The organism is Pseudomonas sp. S09G 359 (assembly GCF_002843605.1).
Classification (GTDB): Bacteria; Pseudomonadota; Gammaproteobacteria; order Pseudomonadales; family Pseudomonadaceae; genus Aquipseudomonas.
In genome coordinates, this window is record NZ_CP025263.1 from 4,876,549 (window position 1) to 4,901,659 (window position 25,111).

The window sequence follows — 25,111 nt, forward strand, 5'->3', positions numbered from 1 at the left end:
GCCGAGTGATGGGGCACAGACCTTTTGGTTACTTTTGGGGCGTTTGCCAAAAGTGACCCGCTGTAAGAGCGGAACCATAACCAGCCGTTACCGCAAAAACGGATATGTACACGGAGCAAAAAAATGCCGCAGCTAACAAAAATCCTGATCGCCAACCGCGGCGAAATCGCCTGCCGCATCCAACACACCGCCCAAGCCCTGGGCTACCGCACCGTAGCCGTCTACAGCGATGCCGACGCCCAAGCCCTGCACGTCCAAATGGCCGACGAAGCCATCAACATCGGCCCCGCCCCGGTAAACCAGTCCTACCTGAACATCGAAGCCATCCTCGACGCCGCGAAAAAAACCGGCGCCGACGCCATCCACCCCGGCTACGGCTTCCTCTCCGAAAACCCCGACTTCGCCAAAGCCTGCCTCAACGCTGGCCTCACCTTCATCGGCCCCAGCCCCGAAGCCATCGAACTGATGGGCAGCAAGCGCCTGTCCAAACTCGCCATGCTCAACGCCGGCGTGCCTTGTATCGCCGGTTACCAGGGCGACCAACAAGACCACGCAACGCTGCAACAGGAAGCCGACCGCATCGGCTACCCGCTGATGATAAAAGCCAGCGCCGGTGGCGGCGGGCGTGGCATGCGCCTGGTACACGACAGCAGCCAACTGCTCGACCAACTGCGCACCGCACGCTCCGAAGCAATGAACGCTTTCGGCAGCGACGAACTGATCCTCGAACAAGCCCTGATCGACCCGCGCCACGTCGAAATCCAGCTGTTCGGCGACAGCCACGGCAACCTCATCTATTTAGGCGAGCGCGATTGCTCGATCCAGCGCCGCCACCAGAAAATCATCGAAGAAGCCCCCTGCCCGATAATGACGCCCGAACTGCGTCAAGCCATGGGCGAGGCGGCCCTCAAGGCGGGGCGCGCAGTCAATTATGTCGGCGCTGGCACCGTGGAATTCCTGCTCGACCGCAATGGCCGGTTCTACTTCCTGGAAATGAACACCCGCCTGCAGGTCGAACACCCGGTCACCGAGATGATCACCGGCCTCGACCTGGTGGCCTGGCAACTGCAGATCGCCAGCGGCCAACCCTTGCCGCTGCAGCAGGCCGACGTCAGCCTGAGCGGCCATGCCATGGAAGTACGCCTGTACGCCGAAGACCCGGCCCAGGGCTTTGTGCCGCAAACCGGTGAAGTGCTGCGCTGGGAACCGGCCCCCGGCGTCCGCACCGACCATGGGTTGCTCGAAGGCGGGAAAATCAGCCCGTTCTACGATGCCATGCAAGCCAAGATCATCGCCCACGGCGCCACCCGCGAAGAGGCCCGGCGCAAACTGCTGCGCGCGGTGCAAGACACGGTATTGCTCGGGGTGACCACCAACCAGCAACTGCTGGCCGACCTGCTCCAGCACCGCGACTTTATCGACGGCGATTTCAGCACCGGGTTTATCGCCGAGCATTTCAGCGAAATCTCGCCCCGGAGCCCGTCTAACGAACAACTCAGCCTGGCCGCTGCGCTGTTTTACCAACACAGTGCAGACCAGCATCCCCAAGGCTTGGCAGGCTGGCGCAACAACGCCAGCGCGCCGTGGACCTATCGCCTGGAGGTCAACGGCGAAATCCACCACGTCAGCGCCGAGCCCCTGCCACTCACCACCGACGGCCGCCACGCCACGGTGGTGCTTGACGGCATCCGCCGACGCATCCCCTATAACCTCAATGGCGACAAGCTGTGGCTGCCCGGCATCAGCGTGCTCAACCGCACCCAGCAAGTCGCCAACCGCCAGGCCGACGCCGGCAGCGGCGTAGTCAAGGCCCCCATGGACGGCGCCATCGTCGACGTGCGCGTCAGCGCCGGTGACAGCGTGACCAAAGGCCAGTTGCTGCTGGTGCTTGAAGCCATGAAAATGGAACATCCGCTGAAAGCCGGCATGGACGGCGTGGTCGCGGCCGTGCAGGTCGTTTCCGGCGATCAGGTGCGTAACCGCCAGGTTTTGCTCGAGATCGAATAACGCCCTAGGCGGAACTACAGGGCCACGCTACGCTCTATCCCCATCAGGAAGGGAAGAGTACGGGAACCTGCACGATGCCTCATTGGCTGATTATTGACCTTGAAGCCACAACGGATGATGGCGGCTGGCCCGTGACGGAGATGGAAGTCATCGAGATCGGCGCGAGCCTGGTGAACCGCGAAGGCCGCGAGCTGGACCACTTCCAGCGCTTTGTGCGGCCGCTGCGTCGCCCCTTGCTGACGCCCTTTTGTCGCAAATTGACCCACATCACCCAGGCGAACATCGACACGGCCGCGCCGATCACCGAAGTGTGGCCGTTGTTCGAGCGTTGGCTTGGCCAGCATCACCCGCGCCTGGAAGGCTGGGCCAGTTGGGGCGATTACGACCGCGCGCAGCTTGAACTCGAATGGCAGCGCCATGGCCTGGCCAGCGCGCTGGCCCAGACGCCGCATGTGAACCTCAAGCAACGCTTCGCCAAGGCCCGGCGCCTGGACAAGCCGCTGGGGCTCAATGGCGCCCTGCAATTGGCCGGGATGCAGTTCCATGGCCAGCAACATCGGGCGCTTGAGGATGCGCGCAACACGGCGCGCCTGCTGCCGTTGATTTTGCCGGTCTAGGCAGCTTCCCTGGGCTTGGGCATACTGGCCGACCTTTACAGACCCTTTTCCGAGGATTCGCCCATGTTTAAAGTCAACGAGTACTTCGACGGCACCGTCAAGTCGATCGCTTTCGGCACCGCAGAAGGCCCTGCGACCATCGGCGTGATGGCCCCGGGTGAATACGAATTCGGCACCGCCCAGCGTGAAATCATGCACGTGGTGTCCGGCGCCCTGACCGTCAAGCTGCCTGACGCCAACGACTGGGAAACCTTCGCCGCCGGCACCCAGTTCAACGTGCCGGCCAACAGCAAGTTCCAGCTGAAGGTCGCCGTGGACACCGCTTACCTGTGCGAATACCGCGGCTGATCGTTACGCCGACCCAAAAAAATGCCCGTCTCCTGTGAGACGGGCATTTTTTATGGCCGAGGGCAATTACTCAAGAATGGTCACCGGCATGCCGACTTCCAGGCGCCCGATGCCCTCGTTGACCAGGTTCTGGCCAAACACCGCGCCGCTCTCGGTCTTGCGATACGCCTCAAGAGTGGCGAAGGGTTCGCGGTCGGCACTGCGTTCGCCGGTCTGCGGGTCGATGGTGGTGAGAATGCAACGGGTGCAAGGCTTGACCGCGCGAAACTCCACATCGCCGATGCGCAGGCGTTTCCAGCCGTCTTCGGCAAAGGCCGCGCTGCCTTCGATCACCAGGTTGGGCCGAAAGCGCAGCATCTCCATGGGCCGGCCGATGCGTTGCGAAAGGTCGTCGAGGGAAGCCTGGCCGATCACCAGCAACGGGTAACCATCGGCAAAGGCGACCTGGTCATCATCGCGCCCGTAGCCCGCTTCGGTGTTGCGAGCGCGCTCCAGGGGGATTTGCACCAGCCGGGTCGGCTTGCCGATGAAGTCGCTGACCCAAGCGGCAGCCTCGTCGCCGGCATCCGGCACGCGCAAGGTGTCGCGCCAGATGGTCACACCGCGCAACTCGGCGGCGCTGCCAGGCAGTGCCACGTCCAGCGGCGCATAGCCCGGCGAACTCAGGGTAAGGCCGCCGGCGCCGTTCCACAGCGCCGATAACTGGCTCATCTTCGCCACCGCGCGTTGCGTCAGGAAGCGCCCGCTGGCCGCGTCCACCAGCATCCAGCGTCGATCCCCTTCCAGCCCGAGTTTATCCAGGCCAATCTGCTGCAAGGTGTCGGCCTTGCCGGACTTCAAGGGGTAACGGTACAACGCGCTGAGACGAAGCATGGGCCTGCATTCCTGAGGAGCAAAGATGCCACCCTAAGGTCAAGCCGGCACTTCGTCCAGCATCAGTCGCTGACGCACCACATCTACCAGCTTGTCGGGCTGGAATTTGGACAGGAAGTTGTCGCAGCCGACCTTCTTCACCATCGAGTCGTTGAAGCTGCCCGACAGCGACGTGTGCAGCACCACATACAGCCCACGCAGGCGCGGGTCGTTGCGGATCTCGGTGGTGAGACGATAGCCGTCCATCTCGGGCATTTCGGCGTCGGTGAAGATCATCAGCAGTTTGTCGGTCATCACCTGGCCGCTGTCGGCCCAGCCCTTGAGCATGTTCAGGGCCTTGAGACCGTCGCTGGCGATGTGCATCTTGACGCCTAATTGGCCCAGGGTATCGCGCAACTGCGACAAGGCTACGTTGGAGTCGTCCACCAGCAGCACTTCGCGACCACGGGCGCGTTCCAGCACCGGGTCATCGAGTTTTTCGCGGGAAACCTTGGCGTTGTAAGGCACGATCTCGGCCAGGACTTTTTCCACGTCGATGATTTCCACCAACTGGTCGTCGACCTTGCTGATGGCGGTGAGGTAATGCTGGCGCCCGGCACTGGCTGGCGGCGGCAGGATGGCTTCCCAGTTCATGTTGACGATGCGGTCCACGCCGCCCACCAGGAACGCCTGCACCGAGCGGTTGTACTCGGTGACGATAATGGTGCTGTTAGGGCCCGGCACCAGTGGGCGCATGCCGATGGCCTGGGACAGGTCGATCACCGGCAGGGTCTGGCCACGCAGGTTGACCACGCCACAGACGAACGGGTGACGCTGAGGCATCAGGGTCAGCTTGGGTAACTGCAGGACTTCCTGCACCTTGAACACGTTGATCGCGAACAACTGCCGCCCGGCCAGGCGAAACATGAGGATCTCCAGGCGATTCTCACCGACCAGTTGCGTGCGTTGATCTACCGTGTCGAGAATGCCGGCCATTAAAAGCTCCTGATGCGCTAAGGGTTTGTGCAGCTCACTAAGGCTAGTTATCGGCGGCGAGCGCCAGACCTTGACCCCTGTAAAATGCCACGTAAATTCATTGATGTCACACTGACATCATGCTTTACTGCGTTGGCCTCTCCATACGGCGGTTCAGCGACGTTGCGCGACACTCAAATCGACGCAAGGTTCCGTCATATAAGGGATTCCCCTATGCGCAATCAGGTGCAACCTGATATTCGCAATATCTAATAGCCATTAATGTGACGCCATTCTCAATGCATGAATGGAGTCAGGCTTTTGTTCGCCATCCCTAGCCCTCGGCCCACGGGCCTTCCAGACATTCACGTCACGGCAAGTGCAGGTGTGCAATTGACCCCATTCATGAGGGCGATGCGCAGCCTTCGTCATCATTTAAATAAACGTCCTACTGAAATCTCAGAAGCAACCTACAGATTTCAGTCATATTTCAGCGCTAGTTTTAAGCCATTCACCCGGTGCGACATCTCATCACCCGACCTTAAGTTGTGGAGACTTGCATGATGAACGACGGTAACGAGTGGCAACTTGCACTTCCCGACTTCTTGAATGAGGCTGAAAAGCTGCTGGCCAAGTCCGAAGAGTGCCTAAGTCATCTGCACCTGATTCGAAATGACAGCGATGCCATCGACTGCATGAAAATCAGCCTGATCAATCTTGCCGAAAAGGCCGATGCCCTGGCCCTGCAGGCAATCAGCGAGTTCTCGCGACATATCCAATACCTGATCGCCAACGCCGAGAACCCCTTGCAACTGCACGATCAAGCCCTGGATGCGCTGCATGATTGCCTGACCTTACTGGCATGGCAGTTGGAGCTTATCGATGCCAAGACCGGCCTGCTGACGTTGGATGAAACGGAACAAACCACATTGATCGCCACGGTCACACTGCAAATTCCGCAAAAGGACTTCAGTGCCAAACCGCAGCAACGCGCGCATCACACATCCTGAACCAACAGCAGGTCGTATTCGATACGTGAGTTAGCTAAAAACGACATGCAGTTATAGCAAATAGCCATCAACGAGCATATCGATACAAACCAACTTATGTAATACAAGTTCCCACTGTTCAAACTCTGAGACTCTTTCAGGGTATTTGCCTGGATATCGACGCGGCCAAGCAAAGTGCCAGGCGACCAACGGTTACAGGGGTGGTACTATGACCCACTCGAAGTAACTCAACTTCATCATGTATAAAAACGATTCGGCCACGCATTCCACACAAAGCCCCGTCAGCCGCCGTGACCGGTCTTCCCGCAGCGAACCCTCATTGGCTCCATCCGCTATGTACGCCAACTTCAAGTCACTCCTCGCCAGGTCCGTGTCCCGCAGCCATGCTCGCCGCTTGATCCTTGCCCTGTGCGTGGGCTCGCTGTTGCTGAGCCTTTGGGCCTATGCCAGCGCCGAGCCGCTGCCACTGGCGGTGCTGCTGCTGAACCTGGCGACACTGATGGTGGTTGGCCTGCAACAGTGGCTCTCACGCAAATCCATCAAGTTCCAGCCCCAGGAACTGGCTGACCGCTTGCTGCAAGTGCAGGAAAACGAACGCCACCGCTTGAGCCGCGAACTGCATGACGATATCGGCCAGTTACTCACGGCCGCCAAGTTGCAGAGCGAATGGCTCAAGCGCCGCCTGCCGGAAGACCTGCAAAGCCAATGCACGGTGCTGTGCAACACGTTGAATGAAACCCTGGCCAAGGTGCGTGATGTTTCCGCCATCCTCAACCCGCGCCAACTGGCCAGCCTGGGCCTGGAAGCCAGCCTGCGCGCGCACCTGCTCAAGACCCTGGAAAACACCCCGATTCACTGGAGCCTGGAATGCCAGCAACGGCTGACCGGCATCCCCGAAGAAATGGCCGTGGCAGCCTTTCGCATCACCCAGGAAGCCGTGACCAACATGCTACGCCACGCCCAGGCGCGCAATTTGCTGGTGCGCCTGCAACGCCTGCCCGAAGGCCTGTCGCTGACCATCAGCGATGACGGCCAGGGCTTTTCGCCGGCCATCAACCCCGGCCTGGAAGGTCAACGGGGCATGGCCGGCATGTCCGAGCGGATTGATCAGCTTGGCGGGTCATTATCCGTCAGCAGCCAGCCAGGCAAAGGCACACGGATCGACGCGCTTTTCCCCTGGGCGCCACGCGCCCTCGAACGGGCCAGCTCCCCTAAGGTTCTCGAGTGACCTGCAAATTACTCCTGGTGGATGACCATGCACTGATCAGGGCCGGCGTGCGCGCACTGGTCCAGGATATTCCCGGCTATACGGTGATCGGCGAGGCGAGCGATGGCGCACAGTTGCTGGAGCAGTTCAGCGCCCTGCTGCCCGACATCGTGCTGCTGGACCTGTCGATGAAGCACACCGGCGGGCTGGATGCCTTGCAGCAACTCAAGCGCGCCTATCCCAAAAGCCGCGTGCTGATCCTGTCGATGCACACCGACCCGGAGCTGATCATGTGCGCGCTGGAATCCGGTGCCCACGGCTACCTGCTCAAGGACACCACCGCCAACGAGCTTGAACACGCGCTGCTGGCGCTGAGCAACAACGAACGCTACCTGAGCCCGGCAATCGCCCACACGGTGATCAACCAGGCGCTGGTGCGCGGCCAGGGCGCCACCACCCCCGCAGGCCAGAGCCATAACCTCACCGCCCGCCAGTTGGAGATCCTGCGCCTGATCGTGCGCGGCAAATCCACGCGGGAAATCGCCCATGGGCTGGGCCTGAGCATCAAGACCGTGGAAGCGCACCGCTCGCAAATCATGAAGCGCCTGCAGATTTTCGACGTCGCAGGCCTGGTGTTATTCGCCGTGCGCGAGCAGATCATCAGCCTGGACGACTAGGGGCGAGCCCACCGGCAAGTGCACGCGCAGAGCCTTGGGCACCGCCTCGAAATGCAGGTCGTCGCCCTCCAGCGGCTCGCCATCGAGGTTGATGTACAGCCCCTGCGCGACCTTGATATTGACCCATGGCAGGCGCGCCCGCACAAACATGGTGTCCAGCCCCCAGCCATTGTTCATCAGCTCACGCAGGGTGCCGACCACCTCCTGGGGCGCCGGCAGGATGCTGATATCCAGCAAGCCGTCGTCAGCCAGCGCACCCGGGCACAGCACATGCCCGCCACCCGCCTGGCGACCGTTACCGATGCCCAGCGCCAGCAGCTCGCCCTTCCAGTGAAAATCCGGGCCGTCCAGCTCGGCATAAGCCGCCTTCAGCTCGCTGAAGCGGGTCAAGCCGGTGAACAGATACGCGGCGCCACCCAGCACCTTCTTCAAATCTTCGGACGTATTGGCAGTGACCTGGCTGCCGAAGCCGCCGGTGGCCATGTTCAGGAAAACCTGCCCGCCGACCCGACCGAGGTCGATCGCCCGTGGCGGCACGTCCAGCAGCGCCAGGGCCTGGGCAGGCTCCAGCGGCACACCGGCGGCCTTGGCGAAGTCATTCGCGGTACCCAGCGGCATCAGCACCAGGCTGGCGTCGGTCTCGGCCTGGGCCATGGCTTCGGCGACGTCGCGCAAGGTGCCGTCGCCGCCACCGGCGATGATCTGGGTGTAGCCGCCGTCCAGCGCCTCCTTGACCAGGCGCTGGGCGTCGCCGCCCTCCCATGTGACCCGCACGGCCAACTCCCCGCCCTGCTCGCGCCGGGCCTGCACGGCGGCGCGTACGTCCTCGTTAAGGGCTTGCTTGCCGTGGAGGATCAACAGGGCTTTGGGGCTGGTCATGGGTGGGCTACTCCAGGGGGAAAGGGTTCCTGATGGATGTGGACCACAAGTAATAGGCAAAAGGTCGTCAGGCGGGAAAATAATCCCCAGGACAATCCAGATGCAAATGTGGGAGGGGGCTTGCCCCCGATAGCCGTGTGTCAGTCAGTACAGCTGATACTGAAACACTGCCATCGGGAGCAAGCCCCCTCCCACCTGTTTGATCCGGGTATGCCGTCAGCTCTTGTGAAGCTTACTCATCAACTGCGCTTCAGCCTGGGTCAGCCCACACGACTGCGTCAGCTCATCCACGGTCGCGCCCATGCCCACCAGCTTCGCCGCCTGCGCAAACGAAAGGCTCGACGGATCACGCTGCTCAATCTGCGCCAGTTTGTCCGGCAACGGCGCGAGGATCGCGCGCAGTTCATGCACCTCGTCCCCGACCTTCACCGCACTCTGCTGGTAATGGTCCACACGCTTGACCAACTCCAGGATGCGTCGATCCCGCACCGCATCGCGCTCGGCCTGTTGCAGGGCCAACTCGCGCTGCTGGCGCACATAGCGCAGCAGCAATGCCAGCGTCCCGGCCCACAACAGGGCCAGGACAATTACCGCCGCCTCAAGGAACAATCAGATGCTCTCCAGTTCCGACCATTCTTCTTCGCTCATCATCTTGTCCAGCTCAACCAGAATCAGCAGTTCGCCGTTCTTGTTGCACACGCCCTGGATGAACTTGGCGGATTCTTCGTTACCCACGTTCGGCGCGGTTTCCACTTCCGATTGGCGCAGGTAAACCACTTCCGCCACGCTGTCGACCATGATCCCGACCACTTGCTTGTCGGCTTCGATGATCACAATACGCGTGTTGTCGTTGACTTCGGTTGGCACCAGGCCGAAACGCTGGCGGGTGTCGATTACCGTCACCACGTTGCCGCGCAGGTTGATGATGCCCAGCACGTAGCTTGGCGCACCCGGTACCGGAGCGATCTCGGTGTAGCGCAGCACTTCCTGCACGCGCATCACGTTAATGCCGTAGGACTCGTTGTCCAGTTTGAAGGTAACCCATTGCAGGATCGGATCATCCAAACCTTGTGCGGACGCTGACTTGTTCATCTCTCTGACCCCTTCAAATGCCGTTGGACACGGCGTATGTACTTCTCTGACCACACTCGCATGCGGCCCTTATTGTTCAATCAACTGCGTTTGGTTAGCGGCAGCGTCTTGACCGCGCCACTGGCGATCAACTCGGCCAGTTCGGCGACGTCGAGCAACGCGCACATGTGTTCGATCACGGTGCCCGCCAGCCAAGGCCGTTGGCCCCGGTGGCTGCGCCATTTGATTTCATTCGGGTCCAGGCGCAACGAGCGGCTGACTTGATGCACCGCCAGCCCCCACTCGTAGCCCTGCACCGAGATTACATATTGCAAGCCCTGGCGGAAATCATCGCGGTAGCGGTCGGGCATCACCCAGCGCGCGGTGTCCAGTACCTTGAGGTTGCCGGCCTGGCTGGGCAGGATGCCGAGGAACCACTCCGGTTGCCCGAACAGCGGCGTCAGCTCCTGGCCTTCCAGGGAATAGATCGAGCCCAGGCACACCAGCGGCACCGCCAGGGTCAACCCGGCGACGTCGAACAGCAGGCACTCGAACGGCTCCGCGGCCCAGGCCGGGCGGTCATCGCCGGCCACCGGCGGCGGCGTGATGCTCGGCGGCAGGTGCACTTCCACCACGGGCTCGACCACCACCGGCGCAACCACAACCGGCGTGATCGGTACCAGCACGGGTGCGCGCTCGGCCACTGGTGCGACCTGCGCATCGCGGGCCTGCTCTTCCAGCACCGCCAACTGGAATTCATCCAGCGTGCTTTCTGCGACTACCGCGGGCTCAAGGACCAGGATCGGTTCCGGCAGCTCTTCCTCGGTCGCATCCTGCAGCAGGGCATCCAGGTAGGATTCCAGTGCCAGTTGCGGCCGGGTCTTGAATTCGACGGGACGGTTCATCACGCCACCTGCGCAACAAGCTGCTGGGACAGCAGGTGTTTGAGCAACGCGCGGTAGGCCATCACGCCACGACTCTTGCCGTCGAACTGCGAAGGCGTAAGGCCCGCACGGCTAGCATCGCGCAGGCGCGTGTCGACCGGGATATAGCCATTCCAGATGGTCTCCGGATAAGCATCGCGCAGCACCCGCAAGGTGCCGAGGGACGCCTGGGTGCGGCGGTCAAACAAGGTCGGCACGATGCTGTAGGGCAGCGCCTGTTTGCGCGAACGGTTGATCATCGCCAGGGTACTGACCATGCGCTCCAGGCCTTTGACCGCCAGGTGCTCGGTCTGCACCGGGATCACCAGTTGCTGGCTGGCCGCCAAGGCGTTGACCATCAGCACGCCGAGCAGCGGCGGGCTGTCGATGATCGCGTAGTCGAAGTCCTGCCACAGCTGCGCCAGGGTCTTGGCGATCACCAGGCCCAGGCCGCTCTGCCCCGGCGACTGGCGCTCGAGGGTGGCCAATGCGGTGCTGGAGGGCAGCAGGGAAATGCTTTCGTTACTGGTGGGCAGCAGCAGCTGCCCAGGCAAATCGGCAGGCACGCTGCCCTTGTGCAGGAACAGGTCGTAGCAGCTGTGTTCCAGCGCATCCGGGTCGTAGCCGAAATAGCTGGTCATGGAGCCGTGGGGGTCCAGATCCACCACGACCACGCGCTTGCCCGCCTCGGCCAGCAAGCCGGCTAAGGCGATGGAGGTGGTGGTCTTGCCGACCCCACCTTTTTGATTGGCAACTGCCCAGACTCTCATTCGGTTGGTTCCTCCCGGCAGGCACAGGCGCGACCGAGACATTGCATAAGGTTATTGAGCCGGTGACGGAGAATTGACGGCACCCTGTCGAACCGGCGGTTTTGCAGGGGCCGGTGCAGTTTGTGTGCCAGCCCGCTTCAAGGCCGCGTCCGGTGTTGCATTGGCGGTGCCGGTGCCGGTCAGGCTGCGGCGCACATCCAGGTTGCGCGAGACCACCAACACCACCCGGCGGTTACGTGCGCGGCCTTCCAGCGTGGCGTTATTGGCCACCGGCTGGAACTCGCCGTAGCCCACCGACGCCAGGCGGCCAGGGTTTACGCCCTGCATCGCGAGCATGCGCACGATGCTTGCCGCGCGCGCCGATGACAGCTCCCAGTTGGTCGGGTACTGCGCCGTGCTGATCGGCAGGTTGTCGGTAAAGCCTTCGACGTGAATCGGGTTTTCGAACGGCCGCAGGATCCCCGCCACCTTGTCGATGATGGTGAACGCCTGGTCGCTGGGCATGGCGTCGGCGCTGGCGAACAACAGGCTGGAATTAAGCTCGATCTCGACCCACAACTCATTGCCACGCACGGTCATCTGGTTGGAGCTGATCAGGTCGCCGAATGCGGCACTGATATTGTCGGCGATGCTCTTCAGCGGGTCGCTGGTGCCACCCACGCCGGCGGCGGTTTCGTCGCTGTCGTTGACCAGCGGCTTGGCCGGGGTCACGGTCTTGGGCCGTTCTTCGCCGATGGGAATCGGCTTGAGGGCGCGGTCGGCGTCGTTGAACACGCCGATCAGCGCCTGGGAAATGACCTTGTACTTGCCTTCGTTGATCGACGAGATGGAGTACATCACCACGAAAAACGCGAACAGCAAGGTGATGAAGTCCGCGTAGGACACCAGCCAGCGTTCGTGGTTGACGTGCTCTTCAGGCTCGCGACGGCGACGGCTCATTGGCAGGCAACTCTCCATTCAATGTGGCAAGCGGGCTTGTTATGGAGAGCGGGCTTGTTGTGGCGAGCGGGCTTGCCCGCGTTGGGGCGCGAAGCGGCCCCAAAACCCGACACACAGTTAAACCTGGAGGAATGCGGTGACTGTACTGGGGCTGCTTCGCAGCCCAACGCGGGCAAGCCCGCTCGCCACAGCAAGCCCGCTTGCCACAACAAGCCGGTTGGCCACAACACGCTCTCCATACCCATCAATCCATGAAGCCCTGGAGCTTCAGTTCGATGGAGCGCGGGTTCTCGCCCTCGGCAATCGACAGGATGCCTTCGAGCAGCATTTCGCGATAACGCGATTGGCGCATGGCAATCGACTTGAGCTTGCTGGCCACCGGCAACAGCACCAGGTTGGCACTGGCCACGCCGTAGATGGTGGCCACAAACGCCACGGCAATCCCGCTGCCCAGTTGCGAAGGGTCGGCCAGGTTGCCCATCACGTGGATCAGGCCCATCACCGCACCGATGATGCCAATGGTCGGCGCGTAGCCGCCCATGCTTTCATAGACTTTGGCGGCGTTGATATCGCGGCTTTCCTGGGTGTAGAAATCCACCTCGAGGATGCTGCGGATCGCTTCCGGTTCGGCGCCGTCCACCAGCAATTGCAGGCCTTTGCGCGCGTAGCTGTCAGGCTCGGCATCGGCCACGCCTTCCAGACCCAGCAGGCCTTCCTTGCGGGCGGTGAGGCTCCAGTTGACCACGCGGTCGATGCCGCCGGGCAGGTCCACGCGCGGCGGGAAGATGATCCAGATCAGGATCTGCATCGCACGCTTGAACGAGCTCATCGGCGACTGCAACAACGCCGCGCCCACGGTGCCGCCGATCACGATCAGCGCCGCCGGGCCGTTGGCCAGCGCACCAAGGTGGCCACCTTCGAGGTAGTTGCCGCCGATGATCGCGACAAACGCCATGATGATGCCGATCAGGCTCAATACATCCATCAGAGGCAGGCCTCCACCAGGTGCTTGCCGATGTCGTCCAGGCTATAGACGGCGTCGGCCAGGTCAGCCTTGACGATGGCCATGGGCATGCCATAGATCACACAGCTGGCTTCGTCCTGGGCCCAGATTGCGCTGCCGCCCTGCTTGAGCAGGCGCGCGCCTTCACGGCCGTCGGCGCCCATGCCGGTGAGTACCACCGCCAGAACTTTGTCGCCGTAGGACTTGGCTGCCGAGCCGAAGGTGATATCCACACACGGCTTGTAGTTCAGGCGCTCATCGCCCGGCAGGATTTTGATCGCGCCACGCCCGTCGACCATCATCTGCTTGCCACCCGGGGCCAGCAGCGCCAGGCCTGGGCGCAGGATGTCACCGTCTTCGGCTTCCTTGACGCTGATGCGGCACAGCTTGTCCAGGCGCTCGGCGAAAGCCTTGGTGAACGCGGCAGGCATGTGCTGGATCAACACGATAGGCGCCGGGAAGTTGGCCGGCAGTTGCGTCAACACGCGTTGCAGCGCCACCGGGCCGCCGGTGGAGGTACCGATGGCCACCAGCTTGTAAGCCTTGCGCTTGGGCGCCGGCGAATGCGCAGCAGCAGGCGCCGACGTGCGCACTGGCGGCGCCGCAGGCCGTGCAACCGGCGCAGGCGCCGGGCGACCAAATGAAGAGGCTGGTGCAGGGGCTGGCGCAGCTACCGGTGCCGGCGCGGGTGCTGGCGTGCTGAACAGGCTGCGGCGGTTACTGCGGGAAATACTGTGGACTTTCTCGCACAGCAGTTGCTTGACCTTCTCGGGGTTACGCGAGATGTCTTCGAAATTTTTCGGCAGGAAGTCCACCGCGCCGGCGTCCAGCGCATCCAGGGTCACCCGGGCGCCTTCATGGGTCAGCGAGGAGAACATCAATACCGGGGTCGGGCAGCGTTGCATGATGTGTCGAACTGCGGTGATGCCATCCATCATCGGCATCTCGTAGTCCATGGTGATCACGTCGGGTTTCAACGCAATCGCCTGATCAATCGCCTCTTTGCCGTTAGTGGCCGTGCCGATCACCTGAATCGTTGGATCGGCGGAAAGAATTTCCGAGACGCGGCGGCGGAAGAAACCCGAATCGTCCACCACCAGGACCTTGACTGCCATAAACACTCCGTTAGGCGGGGCGGGCGAACCGCCCTGCCCCACCAGAATCAAATACGCCGAGCGGCGTAACGCTTGAGCATGCTCGGAACATCGAGAATCAGCGCGATCCGACCGTCACCGGTGATGGTCGCACCGGACATGCCCGGGGTTCCCTGCAGCATTTTGCCCAAAGGCTTGATGACCACCTCTTCCTGACCCACCAATTGATCGACCACAAAGCCGATCCGCTGGGTGCCCACGGAGAGAATCACCACGTGGCCTTCGCGCTGCTCTTCATGCTTGGCCGATGCCACCAGCCAACGCTTGAGGTAGAACAGTGGCAACGCCTTGTCGCGCACGATCACCACTTCCTGACCGTCCACCACGTTGGTGCGCGACAGGTCGAGGTGGAAGATTTCGTTGACGTTGACCAGCGGGAAGGCGAAGGCCTGGTTGCCCAGCATCACCATCAGGGTCGGCATGATCGCCAAGGTCAACGGCACCTTGATCACGATCTTCGAGCCCTGGCCCTTGGTCGAGTAAATGTTGATCGAGCCGTTGAGCTGGCTGATCTTGGTCTTCACCACGTCCATGCCCACGCCACGGCCGGACACATCAGAAATCTCGGTCTTGGTCGAGAAGCCCGGGGCGAAGATCAGGTTGTAGCACTCGGTGTCGGTCAGGCGGTCGGCGGCGTCCTTGTCCATCACGCCACGCTTGACCGCGATATTGCGCAGGATGGTCGGGTCCATGCCCTTGCCGTCATCGGTGATCGACAGCAGGATGTGGTCGCCTTCTTGCTCGGCCGCCAGAATCACCTTGCCGCCACGGGACTTGCCCGAGGCTTCGCGTTCTTCCGGGGTTTCCACGCCGTGGTCGACGGCGTTGCGCACCAAGTGGACCAGCGGGTCGGCCAGGGCCTCGACAAGGTTTTTGTCGAGGTCGGTTTCTTCACCCACCAGTTCCAGGTTGATCTCTTTCTTCAACTGGCGCGCCAAGTCGCGAACCAGGCGCGGGAAGCGGCCGAAGACTTTCTTGATCGGCTGCATCCGCGTTTTCATCACGGCGGTCTGCAGGTCGGCAGTGACCACGTCGAGGTTCGACACGGCTTTCTGCATGGCTTCATCGCCACTGGTCAGGCCCAGGCGGACCAAGCGGTTACGCACCAGTACCAGCTCGCCGACCATGTTCATGATGTCGTCCAGGCGCGCGGTATCAACCCGCACGGTGGTTTCGGCTTCACTGGCGGGTTTCTCGGCGACCGGCGCCGCAGCGGCACGCGCTGGGGCCGGGGCGGCAGCCGGGGCCGGCGCAGGCTTGGCGGCCGGCGCAGCGGCTTTGGCGGCAACCGGTGCCGCCGTGGCAACGGCTGCAGCGGCAGCCGGGGCGACTTCGGTGAACTTGCCCTTGCCGTGCAAATCGTCCAACAGGGCTTCGAATTCGTGATCGGAGATCAGGCCGTCGCCAGCCGGTGCGGCACTGGCAGCGGGCTCAGAAGCTGGCGCAGGGGCTGCCGCGACTTCCGGCAAGGCGTCGGCCGCAAACGTGCCTTTGCCATGCAGTTGGTCGAGCAACGCTTCGAATTCGTCGTCGGTAATGTCGGTGCTGGCCGCGGCGGCAGGCGCTTCGGCGGCAGCGGCCGGTGCCACGGCGTCGGCAGCGAACTGGCCTTTGCCGTGCAACTGGTCGAGCAGGGATTCAAACTCTGCGTCAGTGATGTCTTCGCTGGTCGGCGCTGCCGGTGCGGCAACCGCCGCCGGTGCTTCGGCCTCGGCCTTGACGGCATTGAGGGAGTTGAGCAACTGCTCGAACTCGCTGTCCGTCACATCCGCTTCAGGCTCAGCCACAGGCTCTGGCGCAGCTTCAACGGCCGGCGCAGCGGACAGGTCGGCCGGCTCCGCATAGCGCGCCAGGGCGGCCAGCAGTTCCGGCGTAGCCGCCGTGATCGGTGCACGTTCGCGCACTTCGCTGAACATGCCGTTGACCGCATCCAGTGCTTCGAGAATCACGTCCATCAATTCCGAATCAACGTGACGCTCACCCTTGCGCAGGATGTCGAACACGTTCTCGGCGATGTGGCAGCACTCCACCAGCTCATGGAGCTGGAGGAAGCCGGCGCCCCCTTTTACAGTGTGAAAACCGCGAAAAATTGCATTGAGCAGGTTCGCATCATCCGGGCGGCTTTCCAGCTCGACCAGTTGTTCGGACAGTTGCTCTAAAATTTCGCCGGCCTCTACAAGGAAATCCTGAAGGATTTCTTCATCGGCGCCGAAGCTCATGTGGGTGCTCCTTAGAAGCCTAAACTGGATAACAGGTCATCTACGTCATCCTGACCTGACACAACGTCTTCACGTTTATCGGCATGAATCTGCGGACCTTCACCCTTGGCGAGATGTTTTTTTGGATCTTTTTCCGAGAGGATCGCTTCGCGGTCATGTTCGATGCCGGCAAAACGGTCAACCTGGCCTGCCATAAGCACTAATTTGAGCAAGTTGCTTTCCACTTCGGTGACCAACTGGGTCACACGCTTGATCACCTGGCCAGTAAGGTCCTGGTAATCCTGGGCCAGCAGAATGTCATTGAGGTTGCTGGAAACCGTGCGGTTTTCCTGCTCGCTGCGTGACAGAAAACCTTCAACCCGACGCGCCAGCTCACGGAACTCTTCAGCCCCCACTTCGCGGCGCATGAAGCGGCCCCAGTCGTGGCTCAGGGCTTGGGCTTCAGTGGCCATGCCATTGACCAGGGGCGTGGCGTTTTCCACCAGGTCCATGGTGCGGTTGGCCGCCGCCTCAGTCAGCCTGACCACGTAGGACAGGCGTTCGGTGGCATCCGTGATCTGCGAGATTTCCTCGGCCTGGGGCATATGCGGGTCAATCTGGAAATTGACGATCGCACTGTGCAGCTCGCGTGTGAGCTTGCCCACTTCCTGGTACAGGCCGCGGTCACGGGTCTGGTTGAGCTCATGGATCAACTGCACCGCGTCGCCGAACTGGCCTTTTTCAAGGCTGTCGACCAACTGGTGAGCATGCTTTTTCAGGGTCGACTCAAAGTCTCCCTGTGATGATTCTTTATGCTCCATAGCTCCCCCGCGATGGCATTAGCCGTGGATGCGTTCGAAGATTTTTTCGATCTTCTCTTTCAAGGCCAATGCAGTGAATGGCTTGACCACATAGCCGTTAACCCCAGCTTGGGCGGCTTCGATGATCTGTTCACGCTTGGCTTCGGCGGTCACCATCAGCACCGGCAGGCTGCGCAGCTTTTCGTCAGCGCGCACGTGGCGCAGCAGGTCGATACCGGTCATGCCCGGCATGTTCCAGTCTGTTACCAGAAAGTCGATGCTCCCGCTGTTGAGGATCGGAATCGCCGTAATGCCGTCATCCGCCTCGACCGTGTTAGTGAACCCAAGGTCACGCAACAGGTTTTTTATGATCCGCCGCATCGTTGAGAAGTCATCAACGATGAGGATTTTCATGTTCTTGTCCAATTCGACCTCCAAGCAGTCTTAAACGCGCCCAGCACCTGGACGCGCCATTTCAATCAACAGGCATTACACAAAAAGGACTGTGGGGGGCACCACGGGTCGAATCCGCGAAGGTCTATCACCCTCGCGGCCTCGCTTTGCAGTGCTCCCCAACACTGCCTGTCAGCGCGCTCGCCACTCTCCCAAACGCCCCCGCAAGCGGGCTGCGCACTGGCTGTGCAACTGGCTGACCCGCGACTCGCTGACTCCCAGGACCTCACCGATTTCCTTGAGGTTCAGCTCTTCGTCGTAGTACAGCGCCAACACCAGCCGCTCACGCTCCGGCAAATTGGCAATCGCGTCCGCCAAGGCGCCCTGGAAACGTTCATCTTCCAGGTCGCGCGATGGCTCCATATGAGCACTCGCGCCGTCCTCGTGCAGCCCTTCGTGTTCGCCGTCCTGCAGCAGGTCGTCGAAACTGAACAGGCGGCTGCCCAAGGTATCGTTCAAAATCCCGTAGTAATCGTCGAGACTCAATTGGAGTTCGGCCGCAACTTCGTGATCTTTAGCGTCGCGACCGGTTTTTGCTTCAATTGCGCGAATTGCGTCACTGACCATGCGCGTATTGCGGTGTACCGAACGCGGCGCCCAGTCACCTTTACGCACTTCATCGAGCATCGCGCCACGGATGCGGATACCCGCATACGTCTCGAAACTGGCACCCTTGCTCGCGTCGTACTTGGTCGACACTTCGAGCAGGCCGATCATGCCCGCCTGGATCAGGTCTTCGACCTGGACGCTGGCGGGCAGGCGTGCCAGCAAGTGATAGGCGATGCGCTTGACCAGGGGCGCATAGCGCTCGATCAACTCACCTTGGCTGTCACGTGCCGATTTCTTGTAAAGGTTGTAGCCGCTGGATGTCATAGCACCGGTCCTGCGCTCGTCTGATGCACCAATCGCTCGACGAAAAACTCCAGATGCCCCCGCGGGTTGGCAGGCAACGGCCAGGTATCGACCTTCTGGGCAATAGCCTTGAACGCCAGTGCGCATTTGGAACGAGGGAACGCTTCGTAGACTGCACGCTGCTTTTGCACAGCCTTGCGTACACACTCGTCGTAGGGAACTGCGCCGACGTATTGTAAGGCGACATCGAGGAAGCGATCCGTGACCTTGGTCAACTTGGCGAACAGGTTGCGACCTTCCTGTGGGCTCTGGGCCATGTTGGCCAGCACGCGGAAGCGGTTCATGCCGTAGTCACGGTTAAGCAGTTTGATCAGGGCGTAGGCGTCGGTGATCGAGGTGGGTTCATCGCAGACCACCAGCAATACTTCCTGCGCGGCGCGCACGAAGCTGACCACCGACTCGCCGATCCCGGCGGCGGTGTCGATCACCAGCACGTCGAGGTTGTCGCCGATGTCACTGAAGGCCTGGATCAGGCCGGCATGCTGCGCCGGGCTCAGATGCACCATGCTCTGGGTACCGGAGGCGGCCGGCACGATGCGGATGCCACCGGGGCCCTGCAGCAGCACGTCGCGCAGCTCACAGCGGCCCTCGATCACATCGGCCAGGGTGTGTTTGGGCGTCAGCCCCAGCAGAACGTCGACGTTCGCCAGCCCCAGGTCAGCATCCAGCAGCATGACACGACGGCCAAGCTCTGCCAGGGCCAGGGACAAATTCACTGACACGTTAGTTTTCCCGACGCCACCTTTGCCGCCGGTCACCGCGATCACCTGTACGGGATGCATGCTGCCCATTTTATTTCTTTACCTTGTCTTGCTTAGACGCAGGCTACATGGCTTGGCCGCGTGAATCGCTTGCAGACCATCGATGTAGATACATTTCACGGTGTTCATCCTGCCCTCAACCCACCCGCTTTGCCGGGTTGTGGTAGAGGTCGGCGAACATATCGGCCATCGCTTCCTCGCTAGGCTCTTCTTGCATTTGCACGCTGACTGCACGGCTGACCAACTGATGACGGCGCGGCAGATGCAGATCATCCGGGATCCGCGGCCCGTCGGTGAGGTAGGCAACCGGCAATTCATGGCTGATGGCCAGGCTCAATACCTCGCCCAGGCTCGCGGTTTCATCGAGCTTGGTGAGGATGCAACCGGCCAGGCCGCAGCGTTTGTAACTATGGTATGCAGCGGTAAGAACCTGTTTCTGGCTGGTGGTTGCAAGCACCAGGTAATTTTTTGATTTGATCCCACGCCCGGCCAGGCTTTCCAGCTGCATGCGCAGTGCCGGGTCGCTGGCTTGCAGGCCGGCGGTATCGATCAGCACCACGCGCTTGCGCAGCAGCGGGTCCAACGCGTTGGCCAGGGACTGGCCCGGGTCCACGTGGGTCACCGACACATTGAGGATACGACCCAAGGTCTTGAGCTGCTCCTGGGCGCCGATACGGTAGCTGTCCATGCTCACCAGCGCGATGTTATGCGCGCCGTACTTGAGCACATAACGCGCCGCCAACTTGGCCAGGGTGGTGGTCTTGCCCATGCCGGCAGGGCCGACCATGGCGATCACACCGCCCTCTTCCAGCGGCTCGATTTCCGGGGTGACGATCATGCGCGCCAAGTGCGCCAGCAACATGCGCCAGGCCTGGCGAGGCTCTTCGATTTCGGTGGTCAGGGCCAGCAGGTCGCGGGACAACGGGCCGGACAAGCCGATACGTTGCAGCCGACGCCACAGGTTGGCCTGCTGCGGCTTGCTGCCTTGCAGTTGGGTCCAGGCCAGCGAGCCGAGTTGTACTTCAAGCAGCTCGCGCAGGCCATTGAGTTCAAAGCGCATCGAGTCGAACACACGCTGGTCGACTGCGGCAGCCGGAGCCGGCGCTGCAGGACGTGGCGGTTCAACAAAGGTCGGCTCAACCAACGGCTCGGCAGCGGTCAGCGGCAGGCCGGCAAACAACTGGCGGTTGGTGGTGGCATCGCTGTCGCCACGCATGCTCAGTTCGGCCTGGGCCGAGACGATCCGCGAAGCGGTCTTGCGCAGCTCGTCTTCGAGCTCCATGTTCGGCACGCGCGGCGCCAGGGCCGAGGGGGTGTAATCCAGGGCAGCCGTCAGCTCGACACCGCCGGCAATACGACGGTTGCCGATGATCGCGGCGTCGGCGCCCAGCTCATCACGAACCAGTTTCATGGCCTGACGCATATCGGCGGCGAAAAAACGCTTAACTTGCATAACCCACTACCCTCAGCCGTTGGGCCCTACTGTCGCGACGATAGTCACTTGCTTGTTGTCAGGAATTTCCTGATAAGCCAAAACGTGCAAATTCGGTACTGCCAGGCGTCCAAACCGCGACAACATCGCCCGGACGGGGCCGGCCACCAGCAGAATCACCGGTTGGCCCTGCATTTCCTGGCGCTGTGCGGCGTCGATCAACGAACGCTGCAGCTTCTCAGCCATGCTTGGCTCCAGCAGAACGCCCTCTTCCTGGCCTTGTCCTGCCTTCTGAATACTATTGAGCAATATTTGTTCCAACCTTGGTTCCAAGGTGATCACAGGCAGCTCGGAGTCAAGCCCTACAATGCTTTGGACGATTGCGCGCGACAATCCGACGCGCACCGCAGCCACCAGGGCGGCAGTATCTTGACTCTTGGCGGCATTGTTGGCGATGGCCTCGGCAATGCTGCGAATGTCGCGTACCGGCACCTGTTCGGCCAGCAGTGCCTGCAATACCTTCAGCAGCTGCGACAGCGACAGCACGCCCGGCACCAGTTCTTCAGCCAGTTTAGGCGACGCTTTGGCCAGCAACCCCATCAATTGCTGGACTTCCTCATGGCCGATCAGCTCATGGGAGTGCTTGTACAGAATCTGGTTGAGGTGGGTGGCGACCACGGTGCTGGCGTCCACCACGGTGTAGCCCAGGGACTGTGCCTGGCTGCGCTGGCTGATTTCGATCCATACCGCGTCCAGGCCAAAAGCCGGATCTTTGGCGGTTATGCCGTTGAGGCTGCCGAATACCTGCCCTGGGTTGATCGCCAGTTCGCGGTCCGGGTAGATCTCGGCTTCGGCCAGGATCACGCCCATCAGGGTCAGGCGATAGGCACTGGGCGCCAGGTCGAGGTTGTCGCGGATATGCACGGTGGGCATCAAGAACCCCAGGTCCTGGGACAGCTTCTTGCGCACACCCTTGATCCGCGCGAGCAATTGGCCGCCCTGGTTGCGGTCTACCAGGGGGATCAGGCGGTAGCCGACTTCCAGGCCGATCATGTCGATCGGGGTCACGTCGTCCCAGCCCAACTCCTTGGTTTCCTGGGCGCGGGCCGGGGATGGCAGCAGTTCCTGCTGGCGCGCGATCTCTTGCTGGGCAATGACTTTGACCTGGTTCTGCTTTTTCCAGAACAGGTAGGCGCCGCCACCGGCCAATGCCGCCATGGTCAGGAACGAAAAGTGCGGCATGCCCGGCACGATGCCCATGACTGCCATGATGCCTGCCGCCACGGCCAGGGCCTTGGGCGACGCGAACATCTGGCGGCTGATCTGCTTGCCCATGTCTTCGGAGCCCGAGGCACGGGTCACCATGATCGCGGCAGCTGTAGATAACAACAGTGATGGCAATTGCGCCACTAAACCGTCACCGATGGTCAGCAAGGCGTACACCTTGCCCGCATCGCCGAACGTCATGCCGTGTTGGAAGATACCCACGGCCATACCGCCGATCAGGTTGATGAACAGAATCAACAGGCCGGCGATGGCGTCACCGCGTACGAATTTGCTGGCACCGTCCATGGAGCCGTAGAACTCGGCTTCCTGGGCCACTTCCAGGCGGCGGGACTTGGCTTGGTTCTGGTCGATCAGGCCGGCGTTGAGGTCGGCGTCGATGGCCATCTGTTTGCCCGGCATGGCGTCGAGGGTGAAACGCGCGCTCACCTCGGAAATCCGCCCGGCGCCCTTGGTGACCACCACAAAGTTGATGATCATCAGGATCGCAAACACCACGATACCGACCACGTAGTTACCGCCGATCACCACCTCACCGAAGGCCTGGATCACCTTGCCGGCAGCGGCGTGGCCGTCCTGGCCGTGGAGCATCACCACGCGGGTGGACGCCACGTTGAGCGCCAGGCGCAGCAGGGTCGCCACCAGCAGAATCGTCGGGAACACCGCAAAATCCAGCGGGCGCAGGGCGTAGACGCACACCAACAACACCACCACCGACAGCGCAATGTTGAAGGTGAAGAACACGTCCAGCAGGAACGGCGGCATCGGCAACATCATCATTGCCAGCATCACCAGCAACAACAACGGCACACCCAGATTGCCCCGCGAGAGGTCAGTCAGGGTGCCACGGGCCGTGCTGAGCATTTGAGAACGTTCCACCACCGGTATTCCTCGTGTTCCTTGAAGCAAAGTTTTGACGCCGAGAGGCGTCCTGGAGGCGGTATTGCAAGAAGCCTTCCAACTTTTGCTTCAGCACGTGGATCGCTACAACCCCCCAGGCTTTATCGGCTGTAAACCAATCAAAATGTGGGAGGGGGCTTGCCCCCGATAGAGCTGTACCAGACACCTATTTCGGGCCTGACACACTGCAATCGGGGGCAAGCCCCCTCCCACATTGGGATTTGTATGTGTTCACGTGAGTCGCACGTTCTCGGCCTGCGGGCCTTTTTGTCCTGGTTTCACTTCAAACTCGACTCTTTTGCCTTCTTCGAGCGTTTTGAATCCATCCCCCTGAATCGCCGAAAAGTGCACGAACACATCCGTCCCTCCGTCGTCCTGAGTGATAAACCCAAAGCCCTTTTCCGCGTTGAACCACTTCACCGTGCCCGTTGCCATTGTTGTTCTCCGTCCACATATCGCTACAGCAGCCTCACGCATGACGCGTACACGCCAGCTGGTCGGTGGATCATCTGCAGCGCCACTTTCACGCCCACCGAAAGCCGAACCCCGCCCGAAACGCGCCGATCCAGCAATACCTGCTCTGCATTGCCATCCAGCACAATCAAACCTTCACCGATCTGCGGGTCGTAAGATTTAACCGTTCCCGTCACCACACCCATGGCTACCCCTTCTGCATCCTTTAACCGCGTGCATGCAGCACTGGGGGTCATAAAACCGTGAGAACGCGAGGCTGGCTACTGTCAGAGTTGACAGGTAGGTGGGAATTTGCGACGAACGGTATTTGGCCGGGTGTGGGCAATCAGGAATCGCGGCGCAAGTCCGGCGGGATCGGCAGGTCTTTGAGCGGGTCTGGGCGTTTGCCCTTGCCGGCGCGGTATTGGCGGATCTGATAGACATACGCCAGCACCTGGGCCACAGCCAGGTACAACCCAGCGGGGATTTCCTGGTCGAGGTCGGTGGAGTAGAAAATCGATCGCGCCAGCTCCGGCGACTCCAGCAGCAGGATGTCGTTGGCCACGGCGATTTCGCGGATCTTGAGGGCGGTGAAGTCGCTGCCCTTGGCCAGCAGCATCGGCGCGCCGCCTTTGTCCGGGTCGTATTTGAGGGCGACGGCGTAGTGGGTCGGGTTGGTGATCACCACGTCGGCGTCGGGCACCGAGGCCATCATCTTGCGCTGGGACATTTCCCGCTGCAGCTGGCGGATGCGTTGCTTGACCTCGGGGCGGCCTTCCTGGTCCTTGTGCTCGTCACGCACTTCCTGCTTGGTCATCAGCAGTTTCTTGTGGCTTTCCCACAATTGGATCGGCGCATCCACGGCGGCAATGATGATCAGCCCGGCGGCCATCCACAGCGCGCTCCAGCCCACCACCTGCACGCTGTGGATGATCGCCGACTCCAGCGGTTCGTGGGCAATGCGCAGCAGGTCGTCGATGTCGGACGACAATACCGTCAAGGCCACGAACAGAATCAGGATGAACTTGGCCAAGGCCTTGAGCAGCTCCACCAGGGCCTTGGCGGAGAACATGCGCTTGAGCCCGGCCGCCGGGTTCATGCGGCTGAATTTGGGTGCCATGCTGCCGGCGGCAAACAGCCAGCCGCCGAGGGCGACCGGGCCGATCAGCGCGGCCAGCAGCAAGGTGATCAGAATCGGCTGCACCGCCAGGATCGCGATCTTGCCCGAATGCAGCAGGTATTGCCCCATTGAATCAGGGTTGAGCAGCACTTCGCGGGGCAAGGTGAAGTTGTGCTTCATCAACTCCAGCAGGTCCAGCGCCAAGCCGCCGCCGTAGATCAGCAGGCCGCCCGCGCCGGCCATCATGGTGGCGACGGTATTCAGCTCTTTGGAGCGTGCAATCTCGCCCTTTTCCCTGGAGTCCTTTTTACGTTTCTCCGTGGGGTCTTCTGTTTTGTCCTGACCACTCTCGCTCTCGGCCATGGC

The 25,111-nt window shown here is 61.6% G+C and carries 26 protein-coding genes; 6 read left to right on the top strand and 20 right to left on the bottom strand.

The annotated features are described in order from the left end of the window. Positions 1-123 precede the first annotated feature (123 nt). The 3 genes from CXQ82_RS22175 to CXQ82_RS22185 all read left to right on the top strand — a co-directional run bounded on the left by CXQ82_RS22175 (position 124) and on the right by CXQ82_RS22185 (position 2,972). A complete protein-coding gene (locus CXQ82_RS22175; RefSeq protein ID WP_101272302.1) occupies positions 124-2,007 on the top strand; it encodes an acetyl/propionyl/methylcrotonyl-CoA carboxylase subunit alpha in 1,884 nt (627 codons plus the stop codon). 74 nt (positions 2,008-2,081) lie between these two features. Further along, a complete protein-coding gene (locus CXQ82_RS22180; protein WP_101272303.1) occupies positions 2,082-2,624 on the top strand; it encodes an exonuclease domain-containing protein in 543 nt (180 codons plus the stop codon). 63 nt (positions 2,625-2,687) lie between these two features. Beyond that, positions 2,688-2,972 carry a pyrimidine/purine nucleoside phosphorylase gene (locus CXQ82_RS22185; protein ID WP_101272304.1) on the top strand — a complete coding sequence of 95 codons (285 nt, stop codon included), beginning with the start codon at positions 2,688-2,690 and terminating at the stop codon, positions 2,970-2,972. 66 nt (positions 2,973-3,038) lie between these two features. On the opposite strand, the gene CXQ82_RS22190 is transcribed toward CXQ82_RS22185, so the two are convergent. Continuing rightward, a complete protein-coding gene (locus CXQ82_RS22190; RefSeq protein WP_101272305.1) occupies positions 3,039-3,845 on the bottom strand; it encodes an MOSC domain-containing protein in 807 nt (268 codons plus the stop codon). A 39-nt stretch (positions 3,846-3,884) separates the two neighbouring features. Then, the gene (locus CXQ82_RS22195; protein ID WP_101272306.1) at positions 3,885-4,820 is read right to left on the bottom strand and encodes a chemotaxis protein CheV; all 936 of its coding nucleotides are present in this window, start codon (positions 4,818-4,820) and stop codon (positions 3,885-3,887) included. Between the two features lie 539 nt (positions 4,821-5,359). Between CXQ82_RS22195 and CXQ82_RS22200 the strand changes: the two genes are divergently transcribed. From CXQ82_RS22200 to CXQ82_RS22210, 3 genes are all read left to right on the top strand, one after another. Continuing rightward, positions 5,360-5,809: a hypothetical protein gene (locus CXQ82_RS22200; protein ID WP_177409926.1), complete on the top strand. Its 450-nt coding sequence runs from the start codon at positions 5,360-5,362 to the stop codon at positions 5,807-5,809. A 334-nt stretch (positions 5,810-6,143) separates the two neighbouring features. Beyond that, entirely contained in the window at positions 6,144-7,037 is an 894-nt protein-coding gene (locus CXQ82_RS22205; protein WP_101272307.1) for a sensor histidine kinase, read from the top strand. Next, the gene (locus tag CXQ82_RS22210; RefSeq protein WP_101272308.1) at positions 7,034-7,693 is read left to right on the top strand and encodes a response regulator transcription factor; all 660 of its coding nucleotides are present in this window, start codon (positions 7,034-7,036) and stop codon (positions 7,691-7,693) included. The genes CXQ82_RS22205 and CXQ82_RS22210 overlap by 4 nt, the downstream gene beginning before the upstream one ends. Here CXQ82_RS22210 and yegS read toward each other — a convergent pair. From yegS to flhB, 18 genes are all read right to left on the bottom strand, one after another. Continuing rightward, positions 7,652-8,572 (bottom strand): lipid kinase YegS, encoded by a 921-nt coding sequence (gene yegS / locus CXQ82_RS22215; RefSeq protein ID WP_101272309.1) that lies wholly within the window; start codon positions 8,570-8,572, stop codon positions 7,652-7,654. The two genes, CXQ82_RS22210 and yegS, sit on opposite strands and share 42 nt — an antisense overlap. Positions 8,573-8,788: 216 nt before the next feature. Then, positions 8,789-9,181, bottom strand: a complete 393-nt coding sequence (locus CXQ82_RS22220; RefSeq protein WP_101272310.1) for a DUF2802 domain-containing protein — start codon at positions 9,179-9,181, stop codon at positions 8,789-8,791. Beyond that, positions 9,182-9,664: a chemotaxis protein CheW gene (locus CXQ82_RS22225; protein ID WP_010564003.1), complete on the bottom strand. Its 483-nt coding sequence runs from the start codon at positions 9,662-9,664 to the stop codon at positions 9,182-9,184. Positions 9,665-9,744: 80 nt separating this feature from the next. Further along, a complete protein-coding gene (locus CXQ82_RS22230) occupies positions 9,745-10,548 on the bottom strand; it encodes a CheW domain-containing protein (RefSeq protein WP_101272311.1) in 804 nt (267 codons plus the stop codon). Next, on the bottom strand, positions 10,548-11,336 hold the full coding sequence (locus CXQ82_RS22235) for a ParA family protein (RefSeq protein WP_101272312.1): 789 nt from the start codon (positions 11,334-11,336) through the stop codon (positions 10,548-10,550). The genes CXQ82_RS22230 and CXQ82_RS22235 overlap by 1 nt, the downstream gene beginning before the upstream one ends. Positions 11,337-11,387: 51 nt before the next feature. Then, entirely contained in the window at positions 11,388-12,275 is an 888-nt protein-coding gene (gene motD / locus CXQ82_RS22240) for a flagellar motor protein MotD (RefSeq protein ID WP_101272313.1), read from the bottom strand. Between the two features lie 244 nt (positions 12,276-12,519). Then, on the bottom strand, positions 12,520-13,260 hold the full coding sequence (locus CXQ82_RS22245; RefSeq protein WP_033900785.1) for a flagellar motor protein: 741 nt from the start codon (positions 13,258-13,260) through the stop codon (positions 12,520-12,522). Continuing rightward, positions 13,260-14,393 (bottom strand): chemotaxis response regulator protein-glutamate methylesterase, encoded by a 1,134-nt coding sequence (locus tag CXQ82_RS22250; protein ID WP_101272314.1) that lies wholly within the window; start codon positions 14,391-14,393, stop codon positions 13,260-13,262. The genes CXQ82_RS22245 and CXQ82_RS22250 overlap by 1 nt, the downstream gene beginning before the upstream one ends. A gap of 47 nt (positions 14,394-14,440) precedes the next feature. After that, positions 14,441-16,651 carry a chemotaxis protein CheA gene (locus tag CXQ82_RS22255; RefSeq protein WP_101272315.1) on the bottom strand — a complete coding sequence of 737 codons (2,211 nt, stop codon included), beginning with the start codon at positions 16,649-16,651 and terminating at the stop codon, positions 14,441-14,443. Positions 16,652-16,662: 11 nt separating this feature from the next. Then, positions 16,663-17,451, bottom strand: coding sequence for a protein phosphatase CheZ (locus CXQ82_RS22260; RefSeq protein WP_101272316.1), 789 nt, complete (start codon positions 17,449-17,451; stop codon positions 16,663-16,665). A gap of 18 nt (positions 17,452-17,469) precedes the next feature. Then, the gene (locus CXQ82_RS22265) at positions 17,470-17,844 is read right to left on the bottom strand and encodes a chemotaxis response regulator CheY (protein ID WP_015885173.1); all 375 of its coding nucleotides are present in this window, start codon (positions 17,842-17,844) and stop codon (positions 17,470-17,472) included. Positions 17,845-18,015: 171 nt separating this feature from the next. Next, a complete protein-coding gene (gene fliA / locus CXQ82_RS22270) occupies positions 18,016-18,756 on the bottom strand; it encodes an RNA polymerase sigma factor FliA (RefSeq protein WP_065884564.1) in 741 nt (246 codons plus the stop codon). Further along, on the bottom strand, positions 18,753-19,586 hold the full coding sequence (gene fleN / locus CXQ82_RS22275; RefSeq protein WP_003192912.1) for a flagellar synthesis regulator FleN: 834 nt from the start codon (positions 19,584-19,586) through the stop codon (positions 18,753-18,755). Before fleN ends, fliA begins: the two co-directional genes overlap by 4 nt. Before the next feature lie 106 nt (positions 19,587-19,692). Further along, a complete protein-coding gene (gene flhF, locus CXQ82_RS22280) occupies positions 19,693-21,009 on the bottom strand; it encodes a flagellar biosynthesis protein FlhF (RefSeq protein ID WP_101272317.1) in 1,317 nt (438 codons plus the stop codon). 12 nt (positions 21,010-21,021) lie between these two features. Next, positions 21,022-23,136, bottom strand: coding sequence for a flagellar biosynthesis protein FlhA (gene flhA, locus CXQ82_RS22285; protein ID WP_371917368.1), 2,115 nt, complete (start codon positions 23,134-23,136; stop codon positions 21,022-21,024). Between the two features lie 267 nt (positions 23,137-23,403). After that, positions 23,404-23,607, bottom strand: coding sequence for a cold-shock protein (locus CXQ82_RS22290; RefSeq protein WP_101272318.1), 204 nt, complete (start codon positions 23,605-23,607; stop codon positions 23,404-23,406). Positions 23,608-23,630: 23 nt separating this feature from the next. Further along, on the bottom strand, positions 23,631-23,831 hold the full coding sequence (locus tag CXQ82_RS22295; protein WP_101272319.1) for a DNA-binding protein: 201 nt from the start codon (positions 23,829-23,831) through the stop codon (positions 23,631-23,633). A 140-nt stretch (positions 23,832-23,971) separates the two neighbouring features. After that, on the bottom strand, positions 23,972-25,108 hold the full coding sequence (gene flhB, locus CXQ82_RS22300; protein WP_101272320.1) for a flagellar biosynthesis protein FlhB: 1,137 nt from the start codon (positions 25,106-25,108) through the stop codon (positions 23,972-23,974). Positions 25,109-25,111 lie beyond the last annotated feature (3 nt).